25 protein-coding genes and 2 pseudogenes are annotated in these 26,119 nt (G+C 68.7%); 11 read left to right on the top strand and 16 right to left on the bottom strand.

Annotated features, from left to right (window positions below; genetic code table 11):
* Window positions 1-13: 13 nt before the first annotated feature.
* From EJ357_RS46685 to EJ357_RS46695, 3 genes are all read right to left on the bottom strand, one after another.
* A complete protein-coding gene (locus tag EJ357_RS46685) occupies window positions 14-349 on the bottom strand; it encodes a hypothetical protein (RefSeq protein ID WP_126398801.1) in 336 nt (111 codons plus the stop codon).
* Window positions 349-1,278, bottom strand: a complete 930-nt coding sequence (locus tag EJ357_RS46690; protein ID WP_126398803.1) for a conjugal transfer protein — start codon at window positions 1,276-1,278, stop codon at window positions 349-351. The genes EJ357_RS46685 and EJ357_RS46690 overlap by 1 nt, the downstream gene beginning before the upstream one ends.
* A gap of 813 nt (window positions 1,279-2,091) precedes the next feature.
* A complete protein-coding gene (locus EJ357_RS46695; protein WP_126398805.1) occupies window positions 2,092-2,580 on the bottom strand; it encodes a GNAT family N-acetyltransferase in 489 nt (162 codons plus the stop codon).
* Between the two features lie 186 nt (window positions 2,581-2,766).
* Between EJ357_RS46695 and EJ357_RS46700 the strand changes: the two are divergent.
* Window positions 2,767-3,049: pseudogene (locus EJ357_RS46700) on the top strand (IS5/IS1182 family transposase); the annotation flags it as partial.
* Between the two features lie 255 nt (window positions 3,050-3,304).
* Window positions 3,305-3,745: a VOC family protein gene (locus EJ357_RS46705; protein ID WP_175647782.1), complete on the top strand. Its 441-nt coding sequence runs from the start codon at window positions 3,305-3,307 to the stop codon at window positions 3,743-3,745.
* Window positions 3,746-4,539: 794 nt separating this feature from the next.
* Here the strand turns inward: EJ357_RS46705 and EJ357_RS46715 are convergent.
* A complete protein-coding gene (locus EJ357_RS46715; protein WP_126398809.1) occupies window positions 4,540-4,998 on the bottom strand; it encodes an SRPBCC family protein in 459 nt (152 codons plus the stop codon).
* Between the two features lie 1,256 nt (window positions 4,999-6,254).
* Here EJ357_RS46715 and EJ357_RS46720 point away from each other — a divergent pair.
* Window positions 6,255-7,763 (top strand): membrane-associated oxidoreductase, encoded by a 1,509-nt coding sequence (locus tag EJ357_RS46720; protein ID WP_126398810.1) that lies wholly within the window; start codon window positions 6,255-6,257, stop codon window positions 7,761-7,763.
* Between the two features lie 840 nt (window positions 7,764-8,603).
* Here the strand turns inward: EJ357_RS46720 and EJ357_RS46725 are convergent.
* The 3 genes from EJ357_RS46725 to EJ357_RS46735 form a co-directional block, all read right to left on the bottom strand.
* On the bottom strand, window positions 8,604-8,954 hold the full coding sequence (locus EJ357_RS46725) for an HflX-like GTP-binding protein (RefSeq protein WP_228472839.1): 351 nt from the start codon (window positions 8,952-8,954) through the stop codon (window positions 8,604-8,606).
* Between the two features lie 296 nt (window positions 8,955-9,250).
* Window positions 9,251-9,865 (bottom strand): hypothetical protein, encoded by a 615-nt coding sequence (locus tag EJ357_RS46730; RefSeq protein ID WP_126398812.1) that lies wholly within the window; start codon window positions 9,863-9,865, stop codon window positions 9,251-9,253.
* 326 nt (window positions 9,866-10,191) lie between these two features.
* A complete protein-coding gene (locus tag EJ357_RS46735) occupies window positions 10,192-10,743 on the bottom strand; it encodes a hypothetical protein (protein ID WP_126398814.1) in 552 nt (183 codons plus the stop codon).
* A 394-nt stretch (window positions 10,744-11,137) separates the two neighbouring features.
* Here EJ357_RS46735 and EJ357_RS46740 point away from each other — a divergent pair, with 394 nt between their 5' ends.
* Window positions 11,138-11,683: an ATP/GTP-binding protein gene (locus EJ357_RS46740; protein ID WP_126398816.1), complete on the top strand. Its 546-nt coding sequence runs from the start codon at window positions 11,138-11,140 to the stop codon at window positions 11,681-11,683.
* A 59-nt stretch (window positions 11,684-11,742) separates the two neighbouring features.
* On the opposite strand, the gene EJ357_RS46745 is transcribed toward EJ357_RS46740, so the two are convergent.
* On the bottom strand, window positions 11,743-12,387 hold the full coding sequence (locus EJ357_RS46745; RefSeq protein WP_126398818.1) for a TetR/AcrR family transcriptional regulator: 645 nt from the start codon (window positions 12,385-12,387) through the stop codon (window positions 11,743-11,745).
* 84 nt (window positions 12,388-12,471) lie between these two features.
* Between EJ357_RS46745 and EJ357_RS46750 the strand changes: the two genes are divergently transcribed.
* Window positions 12,472-13,209, top strand: a complete 738-nt coding sequence (locus EJ357_RS46750; RefSeq protein WP_126398820.1) for an SDR family NAD(P)-dependent oxidoreductase — start codon at window positions 12,472-12,474, stop codon at window positions 13,207-13,209.
* Between the two features lie 116 nt (window positions 13,210-13,325).
* Window positions 13,326-13,481, top strand: a complete 156-nt coding sequence (locus EJ357_RS50930) for a mycothiol transferase (RefSeq protein WP_407698540.1) — start codon at window positions 13,326-13,328, stop codon at window positions 13,479-13,481.
* Here EJ357_RS50930 and EJ357_RS46760 read toward each other — a convergent pair.
* A pseudogene (locus tag EJ357_RS46760) lies at window positions 13,439-13,761 on the bottom strand (IS5/IS1182 family transposase); the annotation flags it as partial. The gene EJ357_RS50930 and the pseudogene EJ357_RS46760 sit on opposite strands and share 43 nt — an antisense overlap.
* A gap of 297 nt (window positions 13,762-14,058) precedes the next feature.
* On the opposite strand from EJ357_RS46760, the gene EJ357_RS46765 reads away from it, so the two are divergent.
* The 3 genes from EJ357_RS46765 to EJ357_RS46775 all read left to right on the top strand — a co-directional run bounded on the left by EJ357_RS46765 (window position 14,059) and on the right by EJ357_RS46775 (window position 17,086).
* Window positions 14,059-14,337, top strand: a complete 279-nt coding sequence (locus EJ357_RS46765) for a hypothetical protein (protein ID WP_126398823.1) — start codon at window positions 14,059-14,061, stop codon at window positions 14,335-14,337.
* Window positions 14,338-14,574: 237 nt separating this feature from the next.
* The gene (locus tag EJ357_RS46770; RefSeq protein ID WP_228472840.1) at window positions 14,575-14,784 is read left to right on the top strand and encodes a hypothetical protein; all 210 of its coding nucleotides are present in this window, start codon (window positions 14,575-14,577) and stop codon (window positions 14,782-14,784) included.
* Between the two features lie 208 nt (window positions 14,785-14,992).
* Window positions 14,993-17,086: a tetratricopeptide repeat protein gene (locus tag EJ357_RS46775; protein WP_126398825.1), complete on the top strand. Its 2,094-nt coding sequence runs from the start codon at window positions 14,993-14,995 to the stop codon at window positions 17,084-17,086.
* Window positions 17,087-17,207: 121 nt separating this feature from the next.
* On the opposite strand, the gene EJ357_RS49990 is transcribed toward EJ357_RS46775, so the two are convergent.
* A complete protein-coding gene (locus EJ357_RS49990; protein ID WP_228472841.1) occupies window positions 17,208-17,348 on the bottom strand; it encodes a hypothetical protein in 141 nt (46 codons plus the stop codon).
* A gap of 34 nt (window positions 17,349-17,382) precedes the next feature.
* Window positions 17,383-21,066, bottom strand: a complete 3,684-nt coding sequence (locus EJ357_RS46780) for an nSTAND1 domain-containing NTPase (RefSeq protein WP_228472842.1) — start codon at window positions 21,064-21,066, stop codon at window positions 17,383-17,385.
* Window positions 21,067-21,339: 273 nt separating this feature from the next.
* Here EJ357_RS46780 and EJ357_RS46785 point away from each other — a divergent pair, with 273 nt between their 5' ends.
* Window positions 21,340-21,828, top strand: coding sequence for a hypothetical protein (locus EJ357_RS46785; RefSeq protein WP_126398827.1), 489 nt, complete (start codon window positions 21,340-21,342; stop codon window positions 21,826-21,828).
* Between the two features lie 193 nt (window positions 21,829-22,021).
* Here the strand turns inward: EJ357_RS46785 and EJ357_RS49995 are convergent, their stop codons facing one another.
* The 3 genes from EJ357_RS49995 to EJ357_RS46800 form a co-directional block, all read right to left on the bottom strand.
* On the bottom strand, window positions 22,022-22,168 hold the full coding sequence (locus EJ357_RS49995; RefSeq protein ID WP_228472843.1) for a zeta toxin family protein: 147 nt from the start codon (window positions 22,166-22,168) through the stop codon (window positions 22,022-22,024).
* Window positions 22,169-22,292: 124 nt separating this feature from the next.
* Window positions 22,293-23,735, bottom strand: a complete 1,443-nt coding sequence (locus EJ357_RS46795; RefSeq protein ID WP_126400955.1) for an NF041680 family putative transposase — start codon at window positions 23,733-23,735, stop codon at window positions 22,293-22,295.
* Between the two features lie 189 nt (window positions 23,736-23,924).
* Complete coding sequence (locus tag EJ357_RS46800) at window positions 23,925-24,356, bottom strand: SMI1/KNR4 family protein (protein WP_175647783.1); 432 nt, start codon at window positions 24,354-24,356, stop codon at window positions 23,925-23,927.
* On the opposite strand from EJ357_RS46800, the gene EJ357_RS48780 reads away from it, so the two are divergent.
* Window positions 24,309-24,521 carry a hypothetical protein gene (locus EJ357_RS48780; RefSeq protein ID WP_175647228.1) on the top strand — a complete coding sequence of 71 codons (213 nt, stop codon included), beginning with the start codon at window positions 24,309-24,311 and terminating at the stop codon, window positions 24,519-24,521. The two genes, EJ357_RS46800 and EJ357_RS48780, sit on opposite strands and share 48 nt — an antisense overlap.
* A 331-nt stretch (window positions 24,522-24,852) precedes the next feature.
* On the opposite strand, the gene EJ357_RS46805 is transcribed toward EJ357_RS48780, so the two are convergent.
* On the bottom strand, window positions 24,853-25,431 hold the full coding sequence (locus tag EJ357_RS46805; protein WP_228472844.1) for a GNAT family N-acetyltransferase: 579 nt from the start codon (window positions 25,429-25,431) through the stop codon (window positions 24,853-24,855).
* 20 nt (window positions 25,432-25,451) lie between these two features.
* Window positions 25,452-26,072, bottom strand: coding sequence for a TetR/AcrR family transcriptional regulator (locus tag EJ357_RS46810; RefSeq protein WP_126398831.1), 621 nt, complete (start codon window positions 26,070-26,072; stop codon window positions 25,452-25,454).
* Window positions 26,073-26,119 lie beyond the last annotated feature (47 nt).

The raw sequence follows: 26,119 nt of genomic DNA on the forward strand, positions 1-26,119 counted from the left end.
TGGCCGGCCCCGCTCACCGCCCGCCCCCAGCACCCAGAGAGCGGTCACGGACCACTGCTGGATCAAAGCTGCGCACGTTGCCGGGCACGGCCGGCGCACCGGTGGCCGGGTTCTTGACCTCGTCCTCGAACATGTCGGCCAGGTCGTTGCGCGAGTTGTACAGCCCCAGAGCGATCACCATCAAGAGCAGCGCACCGATACCGGCCTTGAGACTGAACTTCTGGATCATGATGATGACGACCAGGCAGCCCAGACCGACCTGCAACCCCTTGGCCGACCAGTTGCCGAACATGGCGAGCCAGGCGTCGCCAAGCTCCTCCAGCTCCCCGGCCAGATACAGGCCGCCCATCACCGCACCCCCTGCGCATCGGAGGTGCCGGAGGTGAGGGCGGCGATATCCCAGCGGCCCGAGCGGGCGGTCAGGCAGAGCTCGTAACCCAGCGGCCACCTCCCGCCCTCGTCCCGGGCTTCCACCTGAGCAAGGACACGGACCGTGGTGTTGTCGGCCGGGACCCGCCCGTCGCCGGATGACTCCTCCACGGCGAGGACCTGGCGCACCGTGACCCGCGCGAACGGGGCGGGGGAGAGGGCGGGCAGCACGGTTCCGGGCCCAAGATAGCGACCAACCTCGCCGGCACCGGTCAGATACGCGGCCAGGAACTCCTCCACGGTGGAAGCCAGTTCACCGCCCGCAACACGCACCCGGTACGGCGACGCCGGCACCTCGGCCCGCCCGGGGCCGGCCACCACAGCCGGCGCAGCCATCACCGCGAACGAGCCGCCCGTGCGGCCAGCAACGACCGGCACGGCGTAATAGCGCACCGTCGCGTCCGCGTATTGCGCAGCCACCGTCACCGACCACGTCCCGCCCGCCCGGCGCGCACTGCGCACCGCAATCACCCCCTGCGGCGCCTGCGCACCCGCGGCCGCCTCGGGCAACTCGACATTCGGGGCCATCGACTGCGCAAGCCGCGCCTGCGCACTCTCGGCGTCATCGGCGCTGCTGCGCAGCCACACACTCACGAACAACTGCGCATAGCCGCCCGGGTCAGCCGAGGCCGCAGCGCTGCGCACGGTCGCGGGCTTGGCCACAGCGGCCGCTTCCACCCCGGTCGGGGAAGAGGCGACGGCGACGCCCAGCGCGGCCGGCCCGGCCGCGATGACGGACCACACAGCCAGCCGTGAAAGGCGGACCCGGCGACGCATCCCCCTTAGCGCGACGCCCGCGGCCACTGGAGCAGTGGCCTGGCTCGTTGAGGCTTGCTTGGCACGAAGCATGGTCGAACTCCCTGGTCAGAACCGACGTTGCTGACTCTGAGGAAACCCACCGGCCCCGACCCGACCACCGACCACCAGCCCCCGACCACGGTCACAATGAGGGCACAAGGCGCATGGAAGGGCCTGTGGTCGGCCCGACCACAGGCCGGAGCACGCCTCCCGCAGAAGGAGGGGAGGACCACAGCCCAAAACCCGCGGGACAACGCCCGGATTCGCGTGGTGCGGAAGCCCGCACCACTGGTGCGTAGACGAACGCCACCGCCACCGCACACCCGGCTGCGCACCACGGCAACGGGAGTGCGCAACCACGGACTTGGCACCAGCACCACACCCGCTTGCACAGCCGCGCCGCCCCCGGGCCGGCTGCGCACAACCCCCTGCCCGATCGCGCCGCCCGCGCACACCCACGGGCTGCGCACCGAGCTGCGCAGCGCGTGCACGGTGGCGGTGCGCACGCGTGGTCGGCCCGACCATGGAGCGACCACGCCGGTCCGGACGGTATGTTGCCGGACCGTGATCGATGGGGTGCCATCTCGTGACCGCTGGGGCTACGTCGCCACGTCCGCACGCTCTCGCCGTCGGGCAGGCCGTCCCGCAGAGTCTGGTTGCGCTCCCTCGAGTACGCACGTGCCGCAGCATGCACTGGCAGGGCGAACTGGGTACGGATGAGCCCGCTTCGCGACCACAGCTTGGCTGGATCTGAGGAAGAAGCCCCCGCCGTGACCGACAGCCTTGGAGGATGGCGCCCGGATCCGATGACTACATGACCCGGGACGCGGCGTCCGCTGACAGATCCCGCGAAGGTGACCGAACCTACGTGAGATCCTTCCGCATCAACGTGCACATCGTTTCGTAGCGGCGCAACGACCCATCAGGGGCTTGCTCGTCCCACCAGTCCGGCTGACGGTCGTACGCGACATAGCCCAGCCTTTCGTACAGCGCACGTGCCCGTGGGTTGCTCTCCTCCACACCGAGCTCGGCCTGCCGCAGACCGCGGTTCCTGATCCGCAGTTCTGCGGCTTCCACAAGCAACGTGCCGATCCCACACGACTGCAATGCGGGGTGTACTGCCAGCTGCCACAAAGTGCCGACACCCTTCTTGACCTGGTAATCGACGCCGCCCTTCGCCACAGGGATGTCGGTGGCAGGGCAGACCGCAAGGTAGTCGACCTCGCCGGTCCGGACACGTTCCAACTGCTTGGCGACGTTGGCCAGGTGGTGGTCAGACCCTGCCCACCCGCACGACGCCAGGTCCGCATGCACCAAATCACGGACTGACACCTTCAACACGACGTTGATCATCTTGAGTACCTCCGGCGAGCCAGCATCCAGGCCGGTCACACAGGGCGCAAAGCCGTTTCGTCTGCCCACACTCCTGGCTCACGGTTCACTGCTGCTCAAGCAATCAGACGAACGCCGCTACTGAAAGCGAACGAAGCCAGCGGCGAAAGGCCACCCCAACTGGGCAGCAGTTGAGGTGATCTTGCTGTGTCTGGTGTGATCACGGCGTCCGAGCCGTCCTGGACAGTCCTGTTCACCGGGCTGAGCCCGCGGCAGTTCGGCAAGCTGGTCACCCCGCTGCGGCGCGAAGGTGCCGACCCGGTCCGCAAGAGTCGGCCGTGGAGCTTGCCGCTGCAGGGCCGGGTCCTGCTGGTCACCGCCTACTGGCGAACAAGCCTGAGGCTGCGGCAACGCTCCGCTGTTTGGGGTGTCCATTGCCGACCGGATCGTCGCTCAGCTCGGGCGGCTGATCAGCACCCGGTCGACGAAGGCCAGCTGGTGATTGGGCCCGGTAACCGGCTCCCTGCTGCCGGTCGTGGACGCGCCGTTCATGCAGCGCTGACTCGCGCTGTGCCGCCCGCGGGCCTGCCACTTCCTCGATCAAGTCGCCGAGATGTGCACGATCAAGGCCGCAGAAGTCATGGGACAGGCCGCGGGCCGAGAGGGACGTCACCGTCCACTCACCCTGCGCGGCCGTCACGGCCGATCCCGCGCTACCGCGTATCGAATCGTTAGGCTCAGAGGCATGACTCTTCAGCGGATGGACAACGTCGCCATCGTCGTCGACGATCTGGACGCGGCTGTCGCCTTCTTCACCGAGCTCGGCATGGAGCTGGAAGGAAAGGCGCAGATCGAAGGCGTTTATGCGGACCGCACCGTCGGACTTGACGGCGTCCGGAGCGACATCGCGATGATGCGGACTCCGGACGGCCACAGCAAGCTGGAGCTGACCAAATATCACACCCCCGCGGTATCCGACGCCGAGCCGCGGAACCCTCCGCCCAACACGCTGGGCCTGCATCGCGTCATGTTCGCAGTCGACGACATCGACGACACCATCGCCCGCCTGCGCGCCCACGGTGCCGAACTCCTCGGCGAGGTAGCGCAGTACGAGAACATCTACCGGCTCTGCAACCTCCGCGGCCCCGCAGGCATCATCGTCGCCCTGGCCGAACAGATTGGCTGACGCGGGCCTGCCGCGCGGAGCATGTCGACGGCAGCACCGCTCTGACGCATTCGCGATAGGGGCGGTGCAAGCTGCTGTACGAGCCGGTGCCGGCCCCTGGCCGGAGGAGATGCCGAAACCGGGGCGGCGCGAGCCGCTCTGGCTCACCGACATGGAACGCAACGTCCCACCCGACTGGGACGATCTGACCGTGTTCGACACCCTGACCCCCCTTCGTGTCGGATCAGGTGAGGGTCGGCTACCTCCTGGTCGTGACGGGGCTCGGCGGCATATTCGCGGTCGAGCTCCACGACCCCGCCGTAAGTCCGCGCATCAGCAAGGTGCATGGGGAGCCAATCTTCGCCGACTCGGGTTTCCTTCCCGCTCTTCACCGCGGGACAGCACGGCGCCGCGGCTCGTACGACCCCGACCTCTTCGAACCGGACGTCGTACGTCGCCTGCCCACCGGCTTGCTGCCCGAGGGGGTGACGGACGCCGAGGCACGCCGCGTTCTCACGGACGTCGGACTGCCCGCCTTCGAAGGCGTCGCCATCCGGCTCGAGGCTCTGGACGAAGTGGGTCTGCCCCGGCTCGCCCCTGGCACCCTGTCGGCAGACGCCGTCTCAGGCGCGTACTACAAGATCGGTACGTGCGGTGGCGGCGACCTGGGCCTGCACGGCGGAACGGGCAGGTCGTCCTGTTCGATGCGGCCGACTGGAGCAGTGCAGCAGACGACTTCGATGCCCAGACCCGATGACCCGCTCCACTTCGCGCAGGGGCGACGGCGGCCAGACCCTCGTCCCCCTACGGCCACGTCAACGCGGATCGATGGCTGCTTCAGCCGCTGCCTTGATCCGGGCGCCGAAGGCGGCCGCATCCTTGCGGGCGGCAACGAGCGCCAGGCCGACGAGGAGCTTGCCGAGACCGTGGCCTTCCAGAACGTTGAAGATACGCACGCGAGTCCTACCGCCGTCCAGAGCCTGCAGGTCGTAGCCGCCTTCGCGGACCGACACGCTGTTCTTCGACACCTCGGCCCACCGGATCTTTGCCGGGGCCTGGAGGTCGGTGATGCGGAACTCCCTGGCTGTTTTGACCCCGGCGTCCTTGACCGTGCTGCGGAAGACCGTCCCCACGGCTGTCGGGGCGTCGGGGACCCGCTCGATCTTGAGCACGCGAGGGCTGAACTGCGGGTCGTTGCGCCCGTCGGCGAGGTAGCCGAACACCGCCTCGACCGGTCGATCGACCTCGACCGTCGCTTCAAACTGTCCCGACATGAGCACTCCTCAATCGCTTGAGCCGCAGCATGCCCGCGATGCCTTCGGTAGATGCCCGCGGACCGCCGGATTGTGAGGGACTGCCTCGTACGCACGCGAAGGGCGGCGCCGCCTGTCCTGTCTTGGCGTCACCGCGACCCTATGGGAGCACCCAGCCTCTCGCGAGGTGAGCGGCGTGGCAACGAGGGTAGGCCGCCGGGGGGAATGTGGACCGGTCACCGGCCTGTATACAGGCGCCGTCCACCGAAGCCCCGCATCTCGTCGGGTGCGAACCTTCCGGCCTGCGCCAGCCACATGCGAGTGGCCTGCAGGCGCGCTCCTGGCAGAATGGGGACATCAGTAACCTCGGCAGCGCCCGACTCAAGGCTGCGCGGCACCACCACCGGGCCGGGGGTTGCTGCCGCACCGAGGGAAAGGCCCGCTCAGCAGCTCCTGCTGCCCGGGCCGCAGGACCTGCCACGACGTCTGCTGTACATGCAGCCACTGCGAGCATCGTCGTCGTCTGGTGCGCCGGGCCACCTATCGACGTCTTCGGGCAGGCCATGGAGGTGATAGCGGGAGCCCCATAGGAACGCTGCCAGTCCAGAGGCCAGGGCGGGGTCCAACAGGTGTCCAGGGCCGTGGGCCGCCGACCGAGGCGGGTGGGCCGGGTGGTGGCGCGCTGGCGGTGGCGCCGCTGGTTGAGTCACTTGCCCAGCGCGTACCGATAGTGGGTGGTGGGCTGTGAGACGGCCAGGTGGCCGTGGGGGGCGTAGGAGCAGGCAGCCTGCCGCCCGTGCATCACGCTGCGGCGCCGCGCGGGCCAGACGTGGAAGCGGCCGATCTCGGCGGGTGTGAGGCCGAGCTGGGCGAGCAGTTGCGCCTATGGCGTCAGCGGATCATCCGCAGGTGAGCCGCAGCGCAGTCCCAGGGCCGCACCGCCGCGGGCCATGACCCGCCGATCGGCTCCTCGTGTTCGCCTGGGCGGAACGCCGGCTGTGACCAGCCCGCGCCGCGCGCCCGGCGCACTGCGCGCATGTGGACGGATTCGTGGACCGAGGGGCCGTCGTGCGGCGACAGCCGGAGCCGTAGCACGCACCGTACCCGGCCCCCAGGGCAGCTGCGGGACCGCTCCTGCCGCGCAAGGCCGCGGCCACCGGCAAGGCCCCATGCCCATGCGGGCGATGGACTGCGCGTCGTCAGCGCCGCGTCGGTTGAAAGTCCCCTCAATAATACGGAGTTGACAGGGTGATCACTCGCGCGTCAGCATCCGGCCGATGGAGATCACCGATCTGACACCAGCGGAGCGCCGTGTCTGGCAAGCGTTCTCACTCGGGGAGGGAGTCGACTTCCGCGACGGTGCCGTCGACGACCCCTCGGCTGGCGCGTCCTGGGGGCCGGAGCGGACCGTACGCGCGCAGGTGCTGCGGACGCTGCTGATCGACGGACCGGCACGCGACGGTGAGATAGCCGGCCTGAAGCTGGCGGGGGCGCGCATCACAGGGCGTCTCGACCTCACCTACGGGACGATCGACCACCCCATACGCCTTCGGTCCTGTCACTTCGAACACGCCCCGCACCTGTACGGCGCTCAGATCCGCGCCCTCGTACTGAGCGACTCGGTATTGCCCGGGCTCAGCGCAGCGACCCTCCGCGTCGACGGGGTTCTGCGGATGACCGGCTGCCGTATCGCCGGTCCCGTGCGCCTGCAGGGGGTGAAGATCACCGGAGCGTTCTTCGTCAACAAGGCGCACCTCGGTCGCCCGGCTGCACCCGGCCATGCGATGACGCCCAGCACGTCGGACCACGAGGCGGCAGAGGAGCCGATCCTCCAGCTCAACCATGCGGAGATCGGCACCGACGTGTGGGCCGTCGGACTCGTCGCCCACGGCCAGATCCGGCTGGATGCGGCCACGGTCGGTGGTCAGGTGAACCTGGAAGATGCCCACCTGCGCGCTCCCGGAGGCACCGCCCTGCAGGCCGAGACCCTCTCGGTCGGCACTCACCTGCACGGCCTGCGGCTCCGCGCCGACGGCCAGGTCGTCCTCGACGGTGCCCACGTCCCGCGCCTTCTCAATCTCTCGCACGCCCAGCTGTCCAACCCGGACGGGGAGGCCCTGCGTGCCACCAGTTGTCTGGTGGGCGAGCTGTGGCTGCGTGAAGCCACCACGATCGTGGGCGCGGTCGACCTGCGCCGCGCCCAGTTCGACCTCCTGCACGTCCTGCCGGATGTCTGGCCCGCCCAGGTCGGCGTCGACGGCCTCAATTACCGCACCCTCGCACCGCATCTCCCGGCCGAACAGCGTCTGCCGCTCCTGGAACGAGAGGCAGGAGGATATCTCCCCAACGGTTACGAGCAGTTGACCACCGCCTACCGTGCCGTCGGCGACGACGCCGCGGCCCGCACCGTCCAACTGGCCAAACTCCGGCGACACCGCCGCACACTGCCCTGGTACGCCCGCTTCTGGGGACGCCTCCAGGACGTAACCGTCGGCTATGGCTTCCGCCCCCTTCGCGCCGTCGGCTGGCTGTCGATCCTCCTGCTCATCGGCGCCGTCGCCTTCACACTGGATCACCCACGCGCCGTGAAGCCCGACGAAGCCCCGGACTTCACCCCCGTCGTCTACACCATCGATCTCCTGCTGCCCGTCATCAACTTCGGGCAGGAGAGCGCATTCGCCCCGCGAGGCTGGCACCAGTGGCTGGCCTATCTGCTCATCGCCACTGGTTGGGTTCTGGCGACGACGGTCGCGGCAGGCGTCACTCGCTCCCTGAACCGCCAGTGACCGGTGCGGGTCCGCGCATCGGCCCGTGCTCCCCGCAGATCCTCTGTACGCGACGATGAACGCCACCTGTTGGAGCTCGATGGCGGGTGCTGTCACAGGCGGTGACGTCACCCATCACGTCGACGGCACTCCAGGGCTCCCGACGCAGCCGCGATTGACGACGTCCGTCGGCACGACTGCCGCTGGCTTCGCTGCCTGTCTGGGCCCCCGCGCCACTCATTCCGGCCGCGTTTGAAGCTGAAGGCTGTGGCACATCCTTCTTCCATCGCCGGCAGTCGAGGTGGAAGCCGTGGGAATGGCCAGGCCAACGAGACAGCAGCGGGCCGTGCCTGGGCATCCCGTGCGGGAGCAGGAGCGTCAGGGTGTGCGTCTCACCAGCCGGTCGCGGGCGATTGGCGTGGCCGTGTTGTGTGGCAGCCTGCTCCTGGTCGCCCTCGTCACTGTGGTGGCCCCCCTCAATAGCTGCTGGACTGGGACGCCCCGTCCACGCCTGCTTCGGACCGGGCGAAGGCGATCAATGACACCCGCACCACGCTGCTGCAGGGCTTGGCGGGTGTCGCATTGCTGAGCGGTGCTTCCTTCACCTGGCGGCAGCTGCAGGTCAGTTACCAAGGCCAGGTCACACAGCGCTTCACGGGAGCGGTGGAGCGACGGGGCAGCCCCGACCCAGAAGTCCGACTCGGCGCGATCTTCACCCTGGAACGCATCGCCGGCGGCATCCCGAAGCTGCCCTGGATGGGGAAGCGGCCCTGGTTCGCCGGACTCTTCGGCGGGCTGTCGGGCGCCGTCGTGATGCCGCTGGCTCTGGGCGTGTTTCAAAAGCCCGCTGCGAGTGAGCTGTCAGTCGGCAGCGACGATGTCGGAGAGACTCACAGCGGGGCGGCCAAGCATGTCTGTCAGCGTGCGCTGCTGGCGCTCGGTCAGCGAGGCAACGAAGATCACTGCGTCGGCGTTGGCCTGGTTGCAGGCCTGGGCCACTTCGCGGACTTTCCCGTAGGTCAGCAGAGTCCGCGAGGAGTAGGGCAGACCCATCTTCTGGACCCCGCCGTCCGAGACGCCTCGCCGTTGCACAGTCTGCGCGACGACCCGAGCGCCGCGCGCTGCCAGTTCTGCGGCTGCCGACGCCATGACCGATTCGAAGTCCTTCTGCTTCGCCGAGAAGTAGCCCACCAGGACCACATCAGCGCCCACGGCCGGGAGTCGGAACGCGCGACGCTGGACCGGCTCCGACGGCACGCGGCGAGCCAGGCGCCGGTCGCGCCTTCGGGGCTGATGCATGCCACAGGCTAAATGCCTGACTACCTGCAGCGATACCGGGTTTCTCGCTGACCGAGCCAGGCGAGCAAGATCAGAGCCCGGCACGCTCACCGCGTTGATCGTATTCGCCGCGGTGCTCTGCCGGCGATTGACGCCAGGCTCCACAGGACCGGAGGCGGCGCGGGGTCACGGTGCGGCCCGACGGGGGTGATTGCCCGCGCCTTCGGATGTCAGTCTGACTGCTGCGGGCTCTCTTGTGCGGGTGCAGCCGGCTCGGCGGCGTCGGCGGTGTAGAAGACGGACGTGCCCTGCTTGCTGCGCTGAGCCTGGTTCTTGGCCACCAGCCCTTCGAGCGTCGTGCGTACGACAGTTGCCTTGACGGTGCGCTCGGGATGCTGCTGTCCCAGCGCGGTGGCGACTTCCGCAGCAGAGCGGGGTTCGCTCTGACCCGCCAGGTGTTCGCGTACGAGAGCCACGAGCGTGGGCGAGGTGGAGGACGCGGTCGCTGTCTTGGTGGGGCTCTTGCTGCTGGTCCGCTTGCGGGCCGTTGCGGCGGGCTTCTTGTCCTTCGTCTGCTTGGCCGCGCGCGGTGTCTTCGTGCGCGGAGCAGGCACCGCTGCGACGGTTTCGACGGCCGGCGTGGCGGGCGCCGCCGGAACGCCGAGGGCCTGCTGGATGTTCACCAGGACCGTGTGGTCTTGCTGTAGAGCGGCCAACTGAGCCTGGAGCGCTTCGATTTCACCGTTGACGCGTTCCTGCTCCTTGAGATTGCTCTCAAGGTCGCCGGCCACCTGCGCGCTGTATTGCGAGGTCAACTCGGTGGTGCCGGAAGTGGTTTCGGACATGGAGCTCACACCTTTCCTGGGCGTCGCGGCCGGCCCGGAGCGCGCCCGCGGCGTATGCGAAATCTAACGCGTGTGCATTTTCTGCCTGGTGTCGTGTGAGCAGTATCAGTTACTGCAGCACAGTCGTGTCGTAGCGATAGTACGGACGACACCCGCATCGGTCTCTGATGCATGGCTGAGAAATTTTGCCGAGCCTGCTTGCGCCTCGCGTGCGGGCAGACGGGTGCGGGGGAGCAAGGACACGCTGGCAGAGGGTGGTTGGCCCGCCAACACAGCGGAAAGCGCTCCGCTTTGCTGGGTTGCCGCAGATGCGTTGCGTCATTCGTTCAGTTCTTGCTGGTGTCCACCGCAAGCGTTGCTTCGTCGAGTGCGGCGCGGGCTGCTGTGGTGAAACCGGTGATGCGTTCGGACACCGAGGTCACCTCGACTGCGTGCCGTTCCACGAACTTGACGTTGTGGGGGTGTGCAGGGGAATCGCACCAGGCGAGGAGTGTCGTGTGCATCGAGTGGAGTGCCGTATTGACGCTGTTGGCTGCCTGTTCGACAGAGTCGGGTCCTTCGACTGCGAGAGCAGACCAGGCTGCCTGGGCCTGGCCCAATGTGTCGTGTGCGGCTTGGAGCTGGCGGTGAGCTTCCTCCACCTCCGCGCCATCGATCAAGGCGCGCGCTGCGCGTTTGAGGGCGTTGCATGTCTCGTGAGCGGGCGCGAGGAACGCGCTGTAAGCATCGCGCCGGGCTTGTCTGCGCCACTGTGCGTGGTCAACTGTGGCCTGGGCTCGTATCTGTTGGCGGCTTGACCACCCGGACATGGCCGATGCGGAGACGGTTCCGAGGACGCCTACAAAGGCCCCCAGCAGCGCTGCGATTCCCTGATCCACAGAGAGATTGTGCACTCCGGGTTGGCCTTTGCCCGGGGGAGGGGGGCGTTGCCAGGGTCGCTCAGCGGGGCCGCTGGTCATGCGCCGTCAGCTTGCTCCTTGCTGAGGCTGAGTCCGGAGCATTTTGCCCCGGCCTGATCGCCGAGGTGTGGTTGCCGAGTGCTCGGTCGGCAGGCTGTACTGGAAGCTGGCATGGCGTCGAAACAGCCTGGCTCCGGCCAGCCTTTGCTCGGCGTCTTGGTTGTAAGGGCATCTCCGGCTTGTGAGCCGTTCGAGGGTCCCTGTCCCACCCCACCACCTCCTTCCCCAACCCCCCGCTGGCCCGACGTGTGCGGGTACGTGGCGTGCCGGCCGGCGGGCGGCCTGTCTCGCCACGCACGAAAGGCATCCGATCATGCGACGGTACGTTCTCACCGGTACGCCAGGCGCGGGCAAGACTTCGATCCTGCGATGCCTGGCGAAGCAGGGCTATGAGGTTGTCGAGGAGGCCGCGACCGCGGTCATCGGATGGGCGCAGGCGCAGGGCGAGGGCGAGCCGTGGACACGGGCATCCTTTATCGACGAGATCGTCGAAATGCAGAAACAACGGCAGTTGGCAGCCTCCGCCACAGACTCCGTCCAGGTGTTCGACCGGTCGCCGGTCTGCACACACGCGCTCGCGAACTACCTGGGGCGACCGGTATCCCGTGCGCTGACGGCGGAGATCGAGCGGATCACCGCCGAGGAGATCTATGAGCGGCAGGTGCTGTTCGTCCGTAATCAGGGATTCTGCGAGCCCACCAGCGCCCGTCGGATCAGCTTCCAGGACTCGCTCGTGTTCGAGAAGATCCATGAGGAGAGCTACCGCGCGTTCGGCTTCGAGCTCATCTACGTCCCTGCCGGCGACCTGGCCGACCGTGTCGCCGCGGTCAGCGCAGTAATCTCGCGACCCGTCTCGTGAGCGGCTCCCGCCGGCATTGGGCGCAGTCCGGCGGATCATGTGGCCGTGATGGCACCAAGTCACTTCTCGTGGACGGACGGACCGCGCCCGGTTGCGAGGCGGTTCTGCCCCGCGGGCTTGGGCAGAACCGCCAGTGCGGTGTCTGCGATGTTCCGCAGCGTCTCCGGGGCCAGGCCGGCCTTGCCTACCGCCTCGATACCGCGGACCACCGTCAGCAGCAGTGCCGCCAACTGCTCCGGATCCGCAGCGCTATCGATGTCGCCGTGGCGCTGGGCGGCGCTGATCTCCGTCCGCAGCAGGGTCAGCAGTGCCGTCATGGTCTCGGCCGACTGTCCTGCGACCGTCGGATCGTGCTGGGCCAGTTCTGCCGCGCCCTTGGCCAACAGGCACCCGCGGCGCTCGGTGTCGGAGGCGGTGTTCTCTGCCATTAGGTGCACGTATCCCGACAACCGGGCCAAGGCCTCTGCGTCCGGGCCCCCTGCCAGCCGCCCTTCGGCCACCTCGACGACTGTGGTGCACCAGTCACCGAACACGCGGTGGAACAGCTTGCCCTTGTCGCCGAATGCGCCGTACAGGCTGCCCTTGCCCAGGCCGGTCGCCAGGGCGATGTCGTCCATCCGGGTTCCTGCATAGCCGGTCGCCCAGAACTGTTCCCGGGCCCGCTCCAGGACTTGGCGTTCGTCGAATGCGCGTGGTCTCGCCATGGTCTCAGCCTATCCATTCTTGACTCGATCGTCCATTACTGCCCACGTTGTGGACGATCTATTCCACAACTGAAGGGGTTCGACATGCCAGGCGTGCTGCAGGAGAAGGTGGCCGTGATCAGCGGAGGGACCAGCGGGCTCGGGCTGGCCATCGCCCACCGCTTCGTCCGGGAGGGCGCACGGGTCTTCGTGACCGGCCGAGACATCGACCGCCTCGACGCGGCAGTCAGGGAGATGGGCCCTGCGGCCGTCGGCGTACGATCCGACGTCTCGGTCCTGGCCGACCTGGACGCGCTCTACGCGCGAGTCCGCGAGGAGGCCGGACGCATCGACGTGCTGGTGGCCAACGCGGGCATCGTCGCGGACGCCGCGCTCGGCGCCCACACCGAGGCGAACGTCGACCTGACGCTCGCCGTCAACGTCAAGGGCCCACTATTCACCGTTCAGAAGGCGCTTCCACTGCTGGCGGAGAACGCCTCCATCCTGGTCGTCGGCTCGAGCAACAGCGTGCGGCCCAATGAGCAACTCGAGGTCTACAGCGCATCGAAGGCGGCGGTGAGCAACCTCGTGCACAACTGGGCCCGGCAGTCGCGGGAGCGTCGATTCCGGGTCAACGTTCTCAGCCCGGGACCCACGCGGACCCCTGGCCTGCTGGGCGCCGCGGGGCCGGACGTCGACCAGTTCGCCAAGGCCGTGGTGCCAATGGGGCGGCTGGCCGACGCCGAGGAAATCGCCGAGGCCGCCCTCTTCCTGGCTTCGGATGCCTCATCGTTCGTCACCGGCGCCGAACTCTTCGCCGACGGCGGCTACACCCGGGCCTGAACGACGGCCGGTGGCGCGCATCCGATTCCCTCGAAGCGATGGGGCGCCCTCCCGGCCGCGCGTGTGCGTCGTACGAGGCCCAGTGCGCCGGGAGCAACGAGATGGTGGCGACGGCCATGCTCATTCATCTCGTCGAGGCGACCGGACGGCACGCGGGACACGCGGACATTGTGAGGGAACTGCTTGACGGGGCGAAGGGGTACTGCTCGGTCTCTCCGGTGGGTTGCGACCGGAGCCAAAGTCGGATCGAGGCAACGGTGACAGTGCCATAGAAGACGTAGGCGCGTTTGTCGAACCTCGTCGCCACAGCCCGGAAGATCTTGAGGGCATTGATCGCCCGCTCCACCTCGTTCCTGCGTTTGCAGATCGCCTGTCGAAGCCGGCGTGGGCGGCGGTTGCGACGGGATGAGTAAGTCTTGTCTGCGGCGAGGTGGCCAAGCCGAGTCCGCGGTCGCCCGCCATCCGGGCGGGCGACACGGACACGCTCCATGACCGGGATGAGCTGGGGAGCGTCGCCCCCTGCCCCGGCCTGATCAGCAAGGCGAGTGGGCGGCGCATCTGCCCGGGCGGCGGCCGGGAGGGGTCCCGGTCGAGGCGGGGTTCAATGGCGGCATGATGCGTAGAACGTCATCCGCCGTCGTCGCAGGCGTTGTTGCCGCTGTCGAATTCGCCGCTCTCACATCGTGTTCCTCGGATTCCTCGGGCGGGGCTCGGGCCGAAGGCCGGCACACTGGGGCCGGCTCCAGGCCACCAGCGGCCGCCCCCGGTGCAACTCCCACGGAGACGGCCACGCCGTCGCCCTCGCCGACCGGGCCGTGTGCTGACGGGACGTGTGAGGTCGAGGTCGCCGTGGGGGACGTCGTGACAGTGCCGGAAAGGTACGGCCTCGGGCCGATCAAGGTGACGGCGATCACCGGCGGCGAGGTCGAGATGGTCGCGCCGCTGACGGGGTCGGGCTACAGCGTTTCGGGCTGTTCCGGTGGCGGCGGCGTGTCCTCGGAGGGCAGCGGCGGGGTCGGGCTGAGCTGCGGGGAGGGACCCGCCGCGACCATCAACGGCGCCATGAGCCTGAAGGTCGTCGAGATCCGCGATGCCGCTGCCGTCCTGCGTATCGCACCCATTGGGTGAGTACGGCTCGGACCCGGGGCAGGGTTCCGTACGGGAGTGCCGGTCCCGCGGGACCGGTGCCGGGAGGGCTGAGGGCTGAGGGCCCGTTGCCCTGCGGCGCGCGGGCGTCGCCTTCTGGCGTCGGGCCGGAAAGGATCCTTTGGATACGCAGCTCGGGGCGGCCATGGCTCAGGGGCCTGGGCTGGGCTCTGCTCATTGTCGGCATGGCCATGTTCTTCATCAACGCCCGAGGCCCTGATGAACGGGGAGGCTGTCGAGTGCGACGGCAGCCCGGTGAGCCCCGGCCAGTGGTGCGTGAGGGCAGGCGGCGAGTCCCTCAGTCACGACGAGGAGAAGGAGAACGCAGCCCGTGGGGAACTGGTCGGCTATGCCGGGGTTGGCCTCGGCGCCCTCGGTGTCGTCGTCTTCATCAGCGAGGGGATCACCACGCTGCGAGGAAACCACTGAGTACGCCGGCCAGGGGTTTGCCGCCCGCCCTCCCCATGGTGGGCTTCAAAAGAGGTGCGCGCCCAGCCGCTGCCCGCAGCAGCACGGAGCGACATCGTCGTGTCGTCGTCAGGCGCCGTGGTTGACCGGCTGAAAGAAGCTCCTGTGCTCTCGACATCACCGTGTCCTTCATGAAGATGCCCCTAATGGGGGACATCGGGGAGGCCGCATGCCTGGGCTCCGGCGCGGTGAACAGCCTCTGCAGGGGCTGATCGGTTTTGTGGCGGTGGTGGTCGCGGGCTGTGTGGCCATCGTGGCGGCCATCACCTGGCTGTCGGGCCCGTGGGCGGCCGGTGTGGGTGCCGCCGTGACCGCCGTCTACGGGCTGACGGCCGAGCTCTTTCGGCCACGACGGCGCAGCCGGGAAGAGACGGATCTGCTGCGTGATGCCAGGGGGCGTATTCCCCGGGCGCGTCAGGTCAGCAGGCCGGAAGCGGCAGGGGTGCGTGCGGCTGAGGGCGCGACGGCACCGCCCTATGTGCCAAGGGACGCTGAGCACGAGGTTCTGCGCCGGCTGGAGCAGACGCGGTTTGTGCTGCTGGTGGGCGAATCAGCTGCGGGGAAGTCGCGTCTGGGCTATGAGGTGGCACGCTCCAGATTCCCCAACTACCGCTTTGTCGCGCCCCGTACGCGTGCTGCCGTCCTGGAGGCTGTGGCCTGCGCCCGCAGCTACGGCCGGGCCGTGCTGTGGCTGGACGATCTGGAGAACTACCTGGGCACAGACGGCATCACCGTGACCATGCTGCGCTCGCTGTTCGACAGCGGCCGAGGCCACCGTGTGGTGCTCGGCACGATGCGCGTGGAGGAATACCGCCGCTTCGAAGCCCGCGAGGAAAGCCGCCTGACCGGCTCTGACCGGGACGCCTGGCGTACTCAGCGGGAACTCCTGCAGGAAGCCGAGGTGGTCCGGTTGTCCCGGCGCTGGTCTCCGAGCGAGTGTCGGCGCGCCGCCGCTCACGCCGACGACGCGCGTATCGCGGCCGCGCTGCATACCTGTGACCGGTTCGGCATCGCGGAAACGATCGCGGCGGGACCGGAACTGATGGACGCCTGGGAGAACGCCTGGGCCCCGGGTACCAATCCGCGTGCCGCCGCCCTGGTGACCGCGGCAGTCGACTGCCGTCGCGCCGGCCTGCGCAGTGCCATGACCCGGGCACTGCTGGAACTGCTTCACGAGCCGTATCTGGCCGAACGCGGGGGCGCCGGTCTGCGTCCTGAGACCGTCAACGCCGCCTTCCAGTGGGCCTGCACACCGGCCTTGGCCACCAGCGGCCTGCTCATACAGGACCAAGGGGGCCGCTACCAGGCCTTCGACTACCTGCTCAACACCCCCGGCCTGGCACCCGTCCCCGACCACCTGTGGAACACGCTCCTTGCGGCGGTCGGCCCGGAAGACGCCTACGACCTGGGCCTGGTAGCCCACCAACAGGCCAGGCTGCAACGGGCGATCACTGCGCTGACCAAAGCACACCAGGGATGTGTGACCGAAGCGGAATTCCCCCTCGCGCTCGCCCTGGGCGACGGCGGACATCCCCGTGAGGCCGCCACGCGTTTGCAGCGCATCGCTGAACGGCCCGGCACCGACCCCCTCCTCACCCTCGCCGCCCGGCACCAGGCAGCCTTCTTCACCGGCGAGTCCGGAGCAACACACCAGGCCGTCCGCCTGTTCGGCGGCATCGTCGACCTGGCCCAGACGCTCCTGAATCCAGCGCACCCCGACGTCCTCGACGCACGCCACCAACTGGCCTACTTCACCGGCGAGAGCGGCGACACCCGCAGCGCCGCAGAACAGTTCCGGGCGCTGCTCAGCGACCGTGAACGCCACCACCCCGACGACCACCAGCAGATCATCGCCACCAAACGCAGCTGCATCTGGTTTTCCACCAGCACAGGCACCCTCGAGGAGTCCGAACGGCACATGCACACGCTGCTGGACGAAGCCGTCACCCGGCTTGGCACCGACGCACCACACACGCTGGCCATCCGCAGCAGCCTCGCCACCTTCGCAGCCCGCGCCGGCCGCCACGACGAAGCCCTGGCCTGTTTCGCCTCCCTCATCGAAGACCGCATGCGCCTGCTCGAGCCAGAACACCCCCACGTCATCCGCAGCCGCCTGGACTTGGTGCAGGCACTCGCCGGTGCCGGGCACACCGCACAGGCCCGCACCGAGGTCTTGAGCACCCTGCACACCGCAGAACACGTCCTCGAACCCGACCACCGCCACCTGCACTACGCCAGGAACCTCCTCGCACAACTCTCCTGAGTACCTGTGCCTGTGCTGGTGGCGGGGGATGTGATGACGGCGTGGATCGCCGCCGGCTCGGCCGTGGCCGGTGCTTTCGCCGGAGGCTCGGTGACCTAGGTGCCCCGGTGCCAGGTAGCGGTCAGAACACCGAGCACGTCTCCCGGTACGGCAGATCCGGCAGGTACGTCTTCCAGTCCGCCGCCGACAGACCACCGCCGGCGCGCTCGCAGGCCTGGTCGGCGAGGTGGGACGGGGAGAGGTCGTAGGTCTGCAACGGCACGTGGGCGCCCGCGACGTGCAGTGTGTCGGCGCTGCTACCGGCGCCGAAGGCGAGGGAGAGAACCGGGCCGCCCGAGGTCGACAGGGGAGAGCCGAGTGGGCGGCGGGACGGTACGTCCCAGAGCTGGACCCTGCCGAAGGGGTCGCCGACCGCGAGAGTGCTGCCGTCGGCGGAGAAGGCGAGCGCGGTCACGTTGCCCGTGTCGCCGCCGGACGCGTCGGAGTCGGAGTCCGCGTAGTCGTCCGTGCCGGGGAGCAGGCCGAGGCGCCGGCGCACGGCTCCGTCCCAGAGAGTCACGCCTCCCAAGGAGTCGGCAACCGCGAGGTGGGCCCCGTCGGGGCTGAAGGCCAGCTCGTCGGTCAGATCGTCGCCGAGACTGCGGTTGCTGACCTCCCCGGTGGAGAGGTCGGCGATCACTCCCTGCGGGGTCACCACGGTGTCTCCGTTCCGATTCACTGCCAGCCTCTGCGTACTCCAATCTCAACTGCCCACCTGCGAGGCCCCCCCGCCCGCCGACGGCCCGGTCCGCTGTCCGCACGCGCTCGCGGCGGTGCACGTCCCACACGTCGACGGCCTTGTCGTCCCATGACCTGAACGTCAGCAGAGAAGCGCCGTCATGAGTGAGGGCCACACTCTGCACCCCCCACAGGTCACGGCCGCCCGGCGGATCGATGACAGCGTGTTCTCTCCGGGCTCCGATGTCCCATACCGTGATCCGGGGCCGCTTCGTCACGTCGTCGACGGCGTCGGACCAGCTCCTGCCGTAGGCGAAGTACCTGCCGTCACCGCTGAATGCCATGAGATCGACGCAGGCCGACTCCAGCTCGCTCCCGTCCTCGAAGTCCGGCGGCACGTCATCGCACGGTTTCTCCTTCGGCCGCAGGAGAACGGCGCCGTCGCGGGTGTCCAGCAGCCGTACTCCTCTTCCGGTGCCCTGCTGCCGGAGGACGGCCAGCGTCGTGCCGTCCTGGGAGAGTTGGGCGTGGTCGGCGGGCCGCCGCTCCCACCGCTGCGCCGACTCCGCGAAGCTCAGCGACCGTACAGCCGTCGTGGGGCCGTTGAGATAGCGGATGGTGTGCGCGTCGGGATCGAGTGCGTACTCATCGATCGAGACCGGCAACGAGTACCGGAGGACCGGGATGGGGGCGTACGGCTCCGACAGGCGCCACACCATCAGCCCCTCGAACCCGCTCGCCGCGAGGAACCGCCCGTCCGCGCTGAACCGGAGTGTGTCCAGGTCCGCCTTCTCGATCCTGGTGAGCTCACGCCCGGAGCGGAGGTCCACCCTGCGGATGCCGGTTTCGGTCGGCAGAGCGAGGGTGCGATTGTCCGGGGCGAAGGCAAGCCCAGTCACGTCACAGGAGTGCCGTTTCAGCCCAGTCGGCCAGGGCACGGGTGCCGGTCCCCGACCGGAGGTGTCCCAGATCTCCAGGGGGCGTTTGTCCGAGCACAGCGCCAACCGGCGGCCGTCCGGGCTGAGCGCCGCCTCCGCCACCATCTCGCCCTTCCGTATCCGGACCTCCCACTGCATTCGCTGGGTGCTCAGGTCCCAGGCCTGGACGGAACCCGAGTCGCCGAGTTCCAGTTCCGGTGGTCCCGCGTACACCAGGAGGGTGTCCCGGCCGGGCCCGAACTCCACACCGTCCGTCAGGCCCATCGGCAGCTTGGCGGTGACCCGCCCGGCCCGGACGTCCCATATCCGAATCCCGGTGTCCACCCACAGCGCCAGCTGACGGCCGTCCGGCGAGACCGCCTCAACCGTGGCAAGGTCCTCCTCGCCGTACCCCGGATACACATGGGTACGGCGATGCGTGGGCACGTCCCACGTCGTGATCTTCTCCGGAGTGATGGAGATCAGGGTCCGGCCGTTGTCGACGAGACGGCGGTCGACGCCCATTTCCACCTCCCTGTCACCGACATCGGCACCGGGTATGGCGAACGTGTCCTCCTCCTGCTGCGCCACCGCTCCCACCACCGCCCCTCGGCTCTCCGTGGTCTCCGCCAGGCTCAAGGCCGCCACACTCAGCCGCATCGACGTCACCGGATCGGAGAACCGCATGCTTTCCGCCACCGCCGCGATCCGGCGGGCCTCCGCCTCCGCGTGCCGCCGGTCGCTCGTGCGCCCCTGCTGCCAGGCGACGACCCCGGCGACGAGGGACAGGACGACCAGGAGGCTGAGGGCGCCGATCAGTCCGCGCCGGCGGCGCCGCGAACCGGTGCGCGCCTCGCGGCTAGTGGCCAGGAAGGAACGTTCCAGCGAGGTGAGGGCGGCCGCACGCTCAGGCGCGGCGAACAGTTCGTCAGCCGTGTCCAGACGGGCTCCCCGGTACAGGGCCCCGTGGTCGCGCCCCAGGTCGTCCCACGCCTGGGCTGCCTCCGTCAATCGCCGGTGGGCACGAAGCCACTCGCGATCCTCCTCGATCCACTGACGTAGGCGCGGCCACGAGGAGATCAGCGACTCATGGGCAAGGTCGACCCTGTCGTCGTCCAGAGTGACCAGGCGTGCGGCGGCAAGATCGGTCAGGACGCGGGCAACACCGCCCGAGTCGCTGAGATCCAGTTCTGCACGGTCGACGGGACGCCGGGTGTCCGGCGTCCCGTCCCCCGGGGTGATCAGGCGCAGCAGGATCCGCCGAACGAGCCGGCACTCATCTGGGGACAGCCGCCCGTACAGGGCCTCGGCGGTCTGGGCGATGGCCGCGTGGATCCCGCCCGTTGCCTCGTACGCCTCCAGGGTCAACATGTGGCCCCTGCGCCGCCGCCAGGTCTCCAGCAGGGCGTGCGAGACCAGCGGCAGGCTGCCCGGTTCCCCTGCCGCCTGCTCGGTCAACCGGGCGGTCAAGGCGCGTTCCACGATCAGCCCGTGGGCCTGGGCCGGTTTGACGATCACTGCGCGCAGCGCGTCGGCGCCCATGGGCCCAACCGGCACGGTGGACTCGCCTATGGCTGCGGCCAGTTCAGGATGAGCCAGGCAGTGAGCATAGAAGTCGGCGCGTACGCCGAGGACGACGCGCAGCCGGCTTGCGGGCTCGGCGGCGGCCAGCAGACGGGCAAGGAAGTCGGCCCGTTCGCCGGTGTCGCGGCAGAGGGTGAAGACCTCCTCGAACTGGTCCACGACCAGCCAGGTGTCCCCCTTCCCCGGGGCTGGGACGCACACGGTGTCGTGGGTGCGCAGCGGATGCTCGCCCGGGGTGAGGATCCGCACCGCTGCCGGCCGGTCCGGACCGTCGAGGCTGCGCAGGCGGGGAATCAGCCCCGCCCGCAACAGCGACGACTTGCCGCTGCCGGACGGCCCGAAGACAGCAACCACCCGGTGCTCCGCCACCGCGCGGGCCAGCGCGTCGGTCACCTCGTCCCGACCGAAGAAGAGCTCCGCATCGCCCACCTCGAAACGGGCCAGGCCGCGGTAGGGGGAAGGAACAGTCCCATCCGCGACGAGGTCGGCTGACCGGGCCTGCTCCGTGACCGCCTCGCGCCAGCGCCGCTCCCACGCCTGCACATCACCGCCGCACGCCCGCACATAGGCCAAGGCCACCTGCAGGGAGGGCAGTTGTTCGCCCTTGGCCGCTCTCGACAGGGTGGAGACCGAGACCTCCACCTGCCGGGCCATCTGCCGGTAGGTGATGCGGCCCGCTTCCTGTCGTAGCTTGCGCAACTCGAACGCAAACCGCTGGACCGGACCCAGCCCCGGATCGAGATCCGCCTCCGGACGCCCCATAACGCTTCCTTCCCGCGTCCCGCCCCCCGTGAGCTGCAGCGGCGTCCCATCCCAACACGCGCCCCACCACCGTGAAAGACACCATCTCGCCAACCCGGGGCCTGTGACCTGCTTTGTTTCACGCCCGCGACAGGGCTGAGCAACAACCCCGGCACCGCTGGACTCGATCCAGGACGCCCCCGGCGCCGCGTGCCGCGCAGCACGAGCAGCAGGTGCGCGCCGCGGCGGGCGTCCGCAACGGACCACACGGATCACACGGAGAATGAGGTCTCAGTGACATCGAAGCTGCAAACGGGAATCATCACCCTGGTGTCGAGTGCCGTCCTCGCGGGCGGCGGTGCCGCCCTCGCCGGACCTGCGGCTCAGGCGATGGAGCGCCCGGGCGACCGGGCCGCAGCCGCCGTGCCGGACCCCGGCGTGACCAAGCCGGTCGGTGGCGGCAAGTGCACCTACACCAAGTGGGGCGGCACCTTCCTGTGCAAGAGCCAGGTCAGGCACAAGCTCCCCAACGGGCACTGGCAGGTGTTCGTCATCGGCACCAACAAGCAGGCGTACAGCCGCTGGTCATCGCCCGGCGGCGGGGTAAGCCGCTGGACGTCCCTCGGCGGACAGTGCATCAAGCCGGGCCAGCGGTCCATCGACATGGCATGGGCCAATGGGTGGAACTTCGCCATCACCTGCATCGGCACCAATGACAAGCGCTACTACAAAGAGCGCTACGCCAGCGGCAGCTGGAGCAGCTGGCGCCTGAACAAGTACTGACCAACAGGCGCACCGCGCCGAGCCGGGGCCGGCCGACCGCACGGGCGGCCGGCCCCGGCGTATGTTCCATCGAGGTTGGGGATGCCTGCTCAGGCGTCACCCCCTACTCGACGGTGACGGACGGGCGGCTCGGCGACCACGGGCGGAAGCCCGGGAGTCGTCCGGGTCAACCGGCGCCGACCCCACCACGTCGTCACCCCGGTCGCGGACAAGGGCCGACCCCGACCCGCACGGCGCCGCCGCGACGATCCAGGACAGCCTGCATCAGGTCGGCGATTGGCGTCTTCCCTGCGCCGGACTGACTCGCCACGACGACCGGGACCGGCTGCTGCTGGCGCACCGCCTGACGCGTCGCCGCCGGGAGGTGATGAGGCTCCTCGAGAAGCCGTCGTCCTATCGATCGGGAGCGCGGTGCTGATCGAACGGGGTTCTGATCTGTGACGGCCTCTCAGCTTGTTCTTTATCTACCAAGATCTTCCGGGCTTGCCGATGGCTTTGAGGGTCTCGGGGCGTTTGACGGTTTTGCCGACGTCGTAGCGGGTGGCGGGTCGCCGGTTCTTCGAGCCGAGGGGGCGTCCGGGACCGGTTCCGGTGGGTTGAGGAACACGGGCCGGGCAGAGCAGGTGGGCGCGGATGTTCCTGAACCCTCGGCGGACCCGGGCCGGGGTGAGGCGTTCGGGTTTCGCAGGCTTCTCCCAGGGCCGGCGGAGATCGGTGGCCAGCGGCCGGGCGAGGCGGAGCTGGGTGTGGGCGACGACCTGGAGCCAGGTCCAGCGGTCCGCTGCCTCGGGAGTACGGATTTTCGGGGTGGTCCAGCCGAGCGTCTGTTTTCCGAACCGGAAGGTGTGCTCCAGGTCGAGTCTCCTGAGGAACACCTGCCACCACAGGTCCACGTCCGCAGGGGCGGCGCCGGTCTTCGAGGACCACAACCACACGGGCGGGGCCTCTCGTTCCTTCGAGAGGTGCTCGACCTTCAACCGGACCAGGGTGCCTTCGACGATGGGGAGTTCGCCGTCGTGCTCCAGCCAGGCCGAGCGGTGGGTCAGTCTCGGGTGGACCCGGTCCCACGCCTGGGCTTCGGCCTTTCCGTAGTTCACCGTGTCGGTGGCCGTGGTGATCGCCGGATCGGGCCAGGTCTCGGGCCTGGCAAAGCGGAACTCCGGCCCGTGCTTGGGTGGCCGGCCGTTGACGCCGCGCATCCTCGGTGGTTTCGGCAGACGCATCACCCGGTCGCTGCGGATCCGCCCGACCAGCTCGACGGGCAGATCCCGCAGTACCCAGGCCAGGCGGGTGACGTCGTAGCCGGCGTCCATGACGATCGTCATGTCCGGGTCTCCCGGCGTCCACTGGCCGGCCGTGATGAGCCGTTCGGCCACGGACCTCAGCTGGGCAGCGGTGACCGCGGTCGCGTCGTCCTCGGGCCCGAGCCGGACCACGTCCAGGATCCCGGTCCACGACGTGGCACCGGGCTCCAGGACAGCGACGAAGGAGTACGGCCAGCCCGGAATGAACTGCGACGCCGACTTCGCCCGCCCGTAGACGTGGCAGAACAGCCGGTCCGCCGAGCACGGCGCGTCCGACCTCAGCCACGGCGACACATCGACCGCCAGCACCAGACGCCCGCCGTCGAAGCGCGGCAGGGGCATGTCGGCCAGCAAGGACCGCAACCTGTCGACGTCGATCCGGCCGTGGTTGAGGGCGCCGTACAACGCTCCGTGCCCACGACGGTGCTCGGGCACCAGCGTCAGGTCCACCGGCGAGACCACCCGCCCGTCGACACACAGCAGCGCGTCGGTCAGCTCGAACAGTTCGTCACGCCGGGCGGTCAGACACTCATAGAACTCACCCCGGAAGCGTGACGCTTCCGCGAACGCTTCCCTCCGCACAGCATCTGGCAGCAGACTCAACCTCACGGCCTTCGTCGTGGATATGTGCACCTTGGTCGGAGCACATGATTCAGACGAAGGCCGCCCCCGTGTCCGGGGAATCCCCAGGTGAGCGACCTAGTGCGAGACGTCGTTCGATGCCAGGTGCCACACCGACCCAGGCATGCCGAGGCGAGTACGACCGACCGACTCAACAGCGCGTCCCTCTGCTCACCAGTCGATCTCTCCGTCCTCGTCTACGGAGGGATGGGCGACGGAGTCGAGCCGGTCGGTCCGATCGTGGTGTTCCATGGCCTCGGCCACCTCGTGGAGCCAGGTTCCAAGGCTCGGCCACCCCAGGAAGTAGGCATGGTCGGCGTGCGGGGCGCGACCGAGATGGTCCTGCCACAAGCCCGGGCCCGCGTCGATGAAGTGCTCATCGCCATCGCCGCCTGCGAAGGGGATCCACTGCCTTCCCCACCACGGAGTCTCCTGCTCGTCTGGGTCGTCCTCGCCCTCCCAGGTCTTCATGCGCCTCTGTCTCACGTCGGCGATTGCGTCCGTGGAGTACAGCGGGCCGCACGGCAGAATGCCGAGATAGGACGAATCCCCGTCGTGGCACAGGAGCGATGCGCGCAGGTCGGTGGGAAGACGTACGCCCAACGCGACTTCGAGCTGGTCGATGGCCTGTGGCGAAGCCGAGAGAGCAAGCTCTGCGAGTCGAGCGGGCGCATGCCGGGCCAGCCATGCGTCGATGCGCTGCAGGAGGTGGCGACGGGCGGAATCACCGGCGTGATGCCGATCAGAGGCGGCTCGATCATGAGCTGAAGCATCTCAGCCCGAGACCAGCCGCAGGCTGAGAGGTGCAGGTTAAGGGGCGCTCCTCATGTGCCTGGGCAGGCTGGTAGATAAAGAACAAGCTCAGAGATGCAAGCGTCACCGAGTCCGCTGCATTGTCCTTGATCAGTCACGCTCCGGCACGGCCGGCGCGGAACGCCCCGTTCCACACGCACTCTTCCCAGGCACCGATTCATTGACCATGCGCATTACAACGTACGCACTACCACTGTGTGACTGAGCGCGCTAGTTGGTTGTGACCGCGCTAAGTGATGGCTACGCCTTGGCAATGAGATCGGCTCGACAGGGGGTATGCGGCCGCTCAGCAACTAGGGAGCTCCTTTTGGATCTCGGAGTCCTGGTGTGTGATCGCGCCGGTTTGTGGCCTGTTCGCGTGTTGGGCAATGTAGATCCAGTCGAAGCCGTCGTATCCCTCGGTGTCGAGATGCTGTGCTCGGCTGAGCCCGGCGCGTATCGCCACGCGCTGAGAAGCAACGTTGGCTGGTCGAACGCGGGCGATCAGCGGGAGGTCGGGCAGGTGGCGGGATGCCCAGGTGGCAACCGTGGCTGCGGCTTCACCAGCGAAGCCTTGGCCCCAGGCTGAGGTGGCGAAGCGGTAGAAGAGGTTCAGAACCGGGTCCCCGTGCAGTTCCATGAGCTTGATTCCGCAGAATCCGAGCTGCTGAGCGGAGCCGTGGCGCCGGACAACCCAATACCCGTATCCGTACTGCTGCCACTGGTCGTCCCAACGCTGGTAGAGCGCCTCTGCTTTCTCGAACCGGGCGAGTGCATCGGACGGGTTGTGGGTGCAGGTCTCAGGATCACGGTGGACGGCGAAGATCGCGTCAACATCGCCTGCGGTCGGGCGTCTCAGCAACAGCCGGGCGGTCTGCAGCTCCACGGCTGCTGGGCTCCGGTCGCTCATGTCAAGACCGCATCACCGGTGCGGAAGATGCGGTTCAGGTGGTGGTCCAGGACTGTGGTCGCGGACTCCGGGCTGCGCTGGCCGACGAGGATGCTGGTGCCGAGTCCCGCGGACATGGCGAGCAGGCCGGCCGCCTCCAACCGCGCGTCCACATCGGGGTCGAGCAGGTCTGCCTCTTGCGCCTGCCGAAGGAGTTCGGTCAGGGCGTCCTCGGCGGCATCAGGGTTCTTGATGAACGGCTGGGCTGCGAGCGCCCGGTCGGTCATGGCCAGAACTGCGTAGGAAGTGTAGAGGTGGTGGAAGGTGCGGCTCTCGTCGTCTGCCGGCAGCGCCGCCATCAGCAGTGCCTCGACCATCGCACGCGGACCAGGGCTGTCCCCGGCGGCCCTTACCCGGGCGGAGACCCGCTCCCCGAATCTCTCAGCCAGCTGCTCAAGCCCGAAGAGCAGCAACTTCTCCTTGGTCTGGAAGTAGTACTGCACGAGTCGCAGTGATACTCCCGCCTCCGCTGCCACATCGCGCATCCCCACGGCATGCAGCCCGCGTCGGCCGGCGACCCGGATGAGCGCCTCGGCGATGTCGGTACGCCGTTCTGCGTGGTCCACGCGCTTGGGCATCGACCGGTTCTCCGCTCGTCGTTCCTGCTGTGGCTTCCCTCGGACCT

The organism is Streptomyces cyaneochromogenes (genome assembly GCF_003963535.1).
Taxonomy (GTDB): domain Bacteria; phylum Actinomycetota; class Actinomycetes; order Streptomycetales; family Streptomycetaceae; genus Streptomyces; species Streptomyces shaanxiensis.

Coding starts and splice junctions, on each gene's coding strand:
- EJ357_RS46685 (WP_126398801.1), bottom strand. CDS start 349: ATGGGCGGCCTGTATCTGGCCGGGGAGCTGGAGGAGCTTGGCGACGCC.
- EJ357_RS46690 (WP_126398803.1), bottom strand. CDS start 1,278: ATGCTTCGTGCCAAGCAAGCCTCAACGAGCCAGGCCACTGCTCCAGTG.
- EJ357_RS46695 (WP_126398805.1), bottom strand. CDS start 2,580: ATGATCAACGTCGTGTTGAAGGTGTCAGTCCGTGATTTGGTGCATGCG.
- EJ357_RS46705 (WP_175647782.1), top strand. CDS start 3,305: ATGACTCTTCAGCGGATGGACAACGTCGCCATCGTCGTCGACGATCTG.
- EJ357_RS46715 (WP_126398809.1), bottom strand. CDS start 4,998: ATGTCGGGACAGTTTGAAGCGACGGTCGAGGTCGATCGACCGGTCGAG.
- EJ357_RS46720 (WP_126398810.1), top strand. CDS start 6,255: ATGGAGATCACCGATCTGACACCAGCGGAGCGCCGTGTCTGGCAAGCG.
- EJ357_RS46730 (WP_126398812.1), bottom strand. CDS start 9,865: ATGTCCGAAACCACTTCCGGCACCACCGAGTTGACCTCGCAATACAGC.
- EJ357_RS46740 (WP_126398816.1), top strand. CDS start 11,138: ATGCGACGGTACGTTCTCACCGGTACGCCAGGCGCGGGCAAGACTTCG.
- EJ357_RS46745 (WP_126398818.1), bottom strand. CDS start 12,387: ATGGCGAGACCACGCGCATTCGACGAACGCCAAGTCCTGGAGCGGGCC.
- EJ357_RS46750 (WP_126398820.1), top strand. CDS start 12,472: ATGCCAGGCGTGCTGCAGGAGAAGGTGGCCGTGATCAGCGGAGGGACC.
- EJ357_RS50930 (WP_407698540.1), top strand. CDS start 13,326: ATGCTCATTCATCTCGTCGAGGCGACCGGACGGCACGCGGGACACGCG.
- EJ357_RS46770 (WP_228472840.1), top strand. CDS start 14,575: ATGAACGGGGAGGCTGTCGAGTGCGACGGCAGCCCGGTGAGCCCCGGC.
- EJ357_RS46775 (WP_126398825.1), top strand. CDS start 14,993: ATGCCTGGGCTCCGGCGCGGTGAACAGCCTCTGCAGGGGCTGATCGGT.
- EJ357_RS46780 (WP_228472842.1), bottom strand. CDS start 21,066: ATGGGGCGTCCGGAGGCGGATCTCGATCCGGGGCTGGGTCCGGTCCAG.
- EJ357_RS46810 (WP_126398831.1), bottom strand. CDS start 26,072: ATGCCCAAGCGCGTGGACCACGCAGAACGGCGTACCGACATCGCCGAG.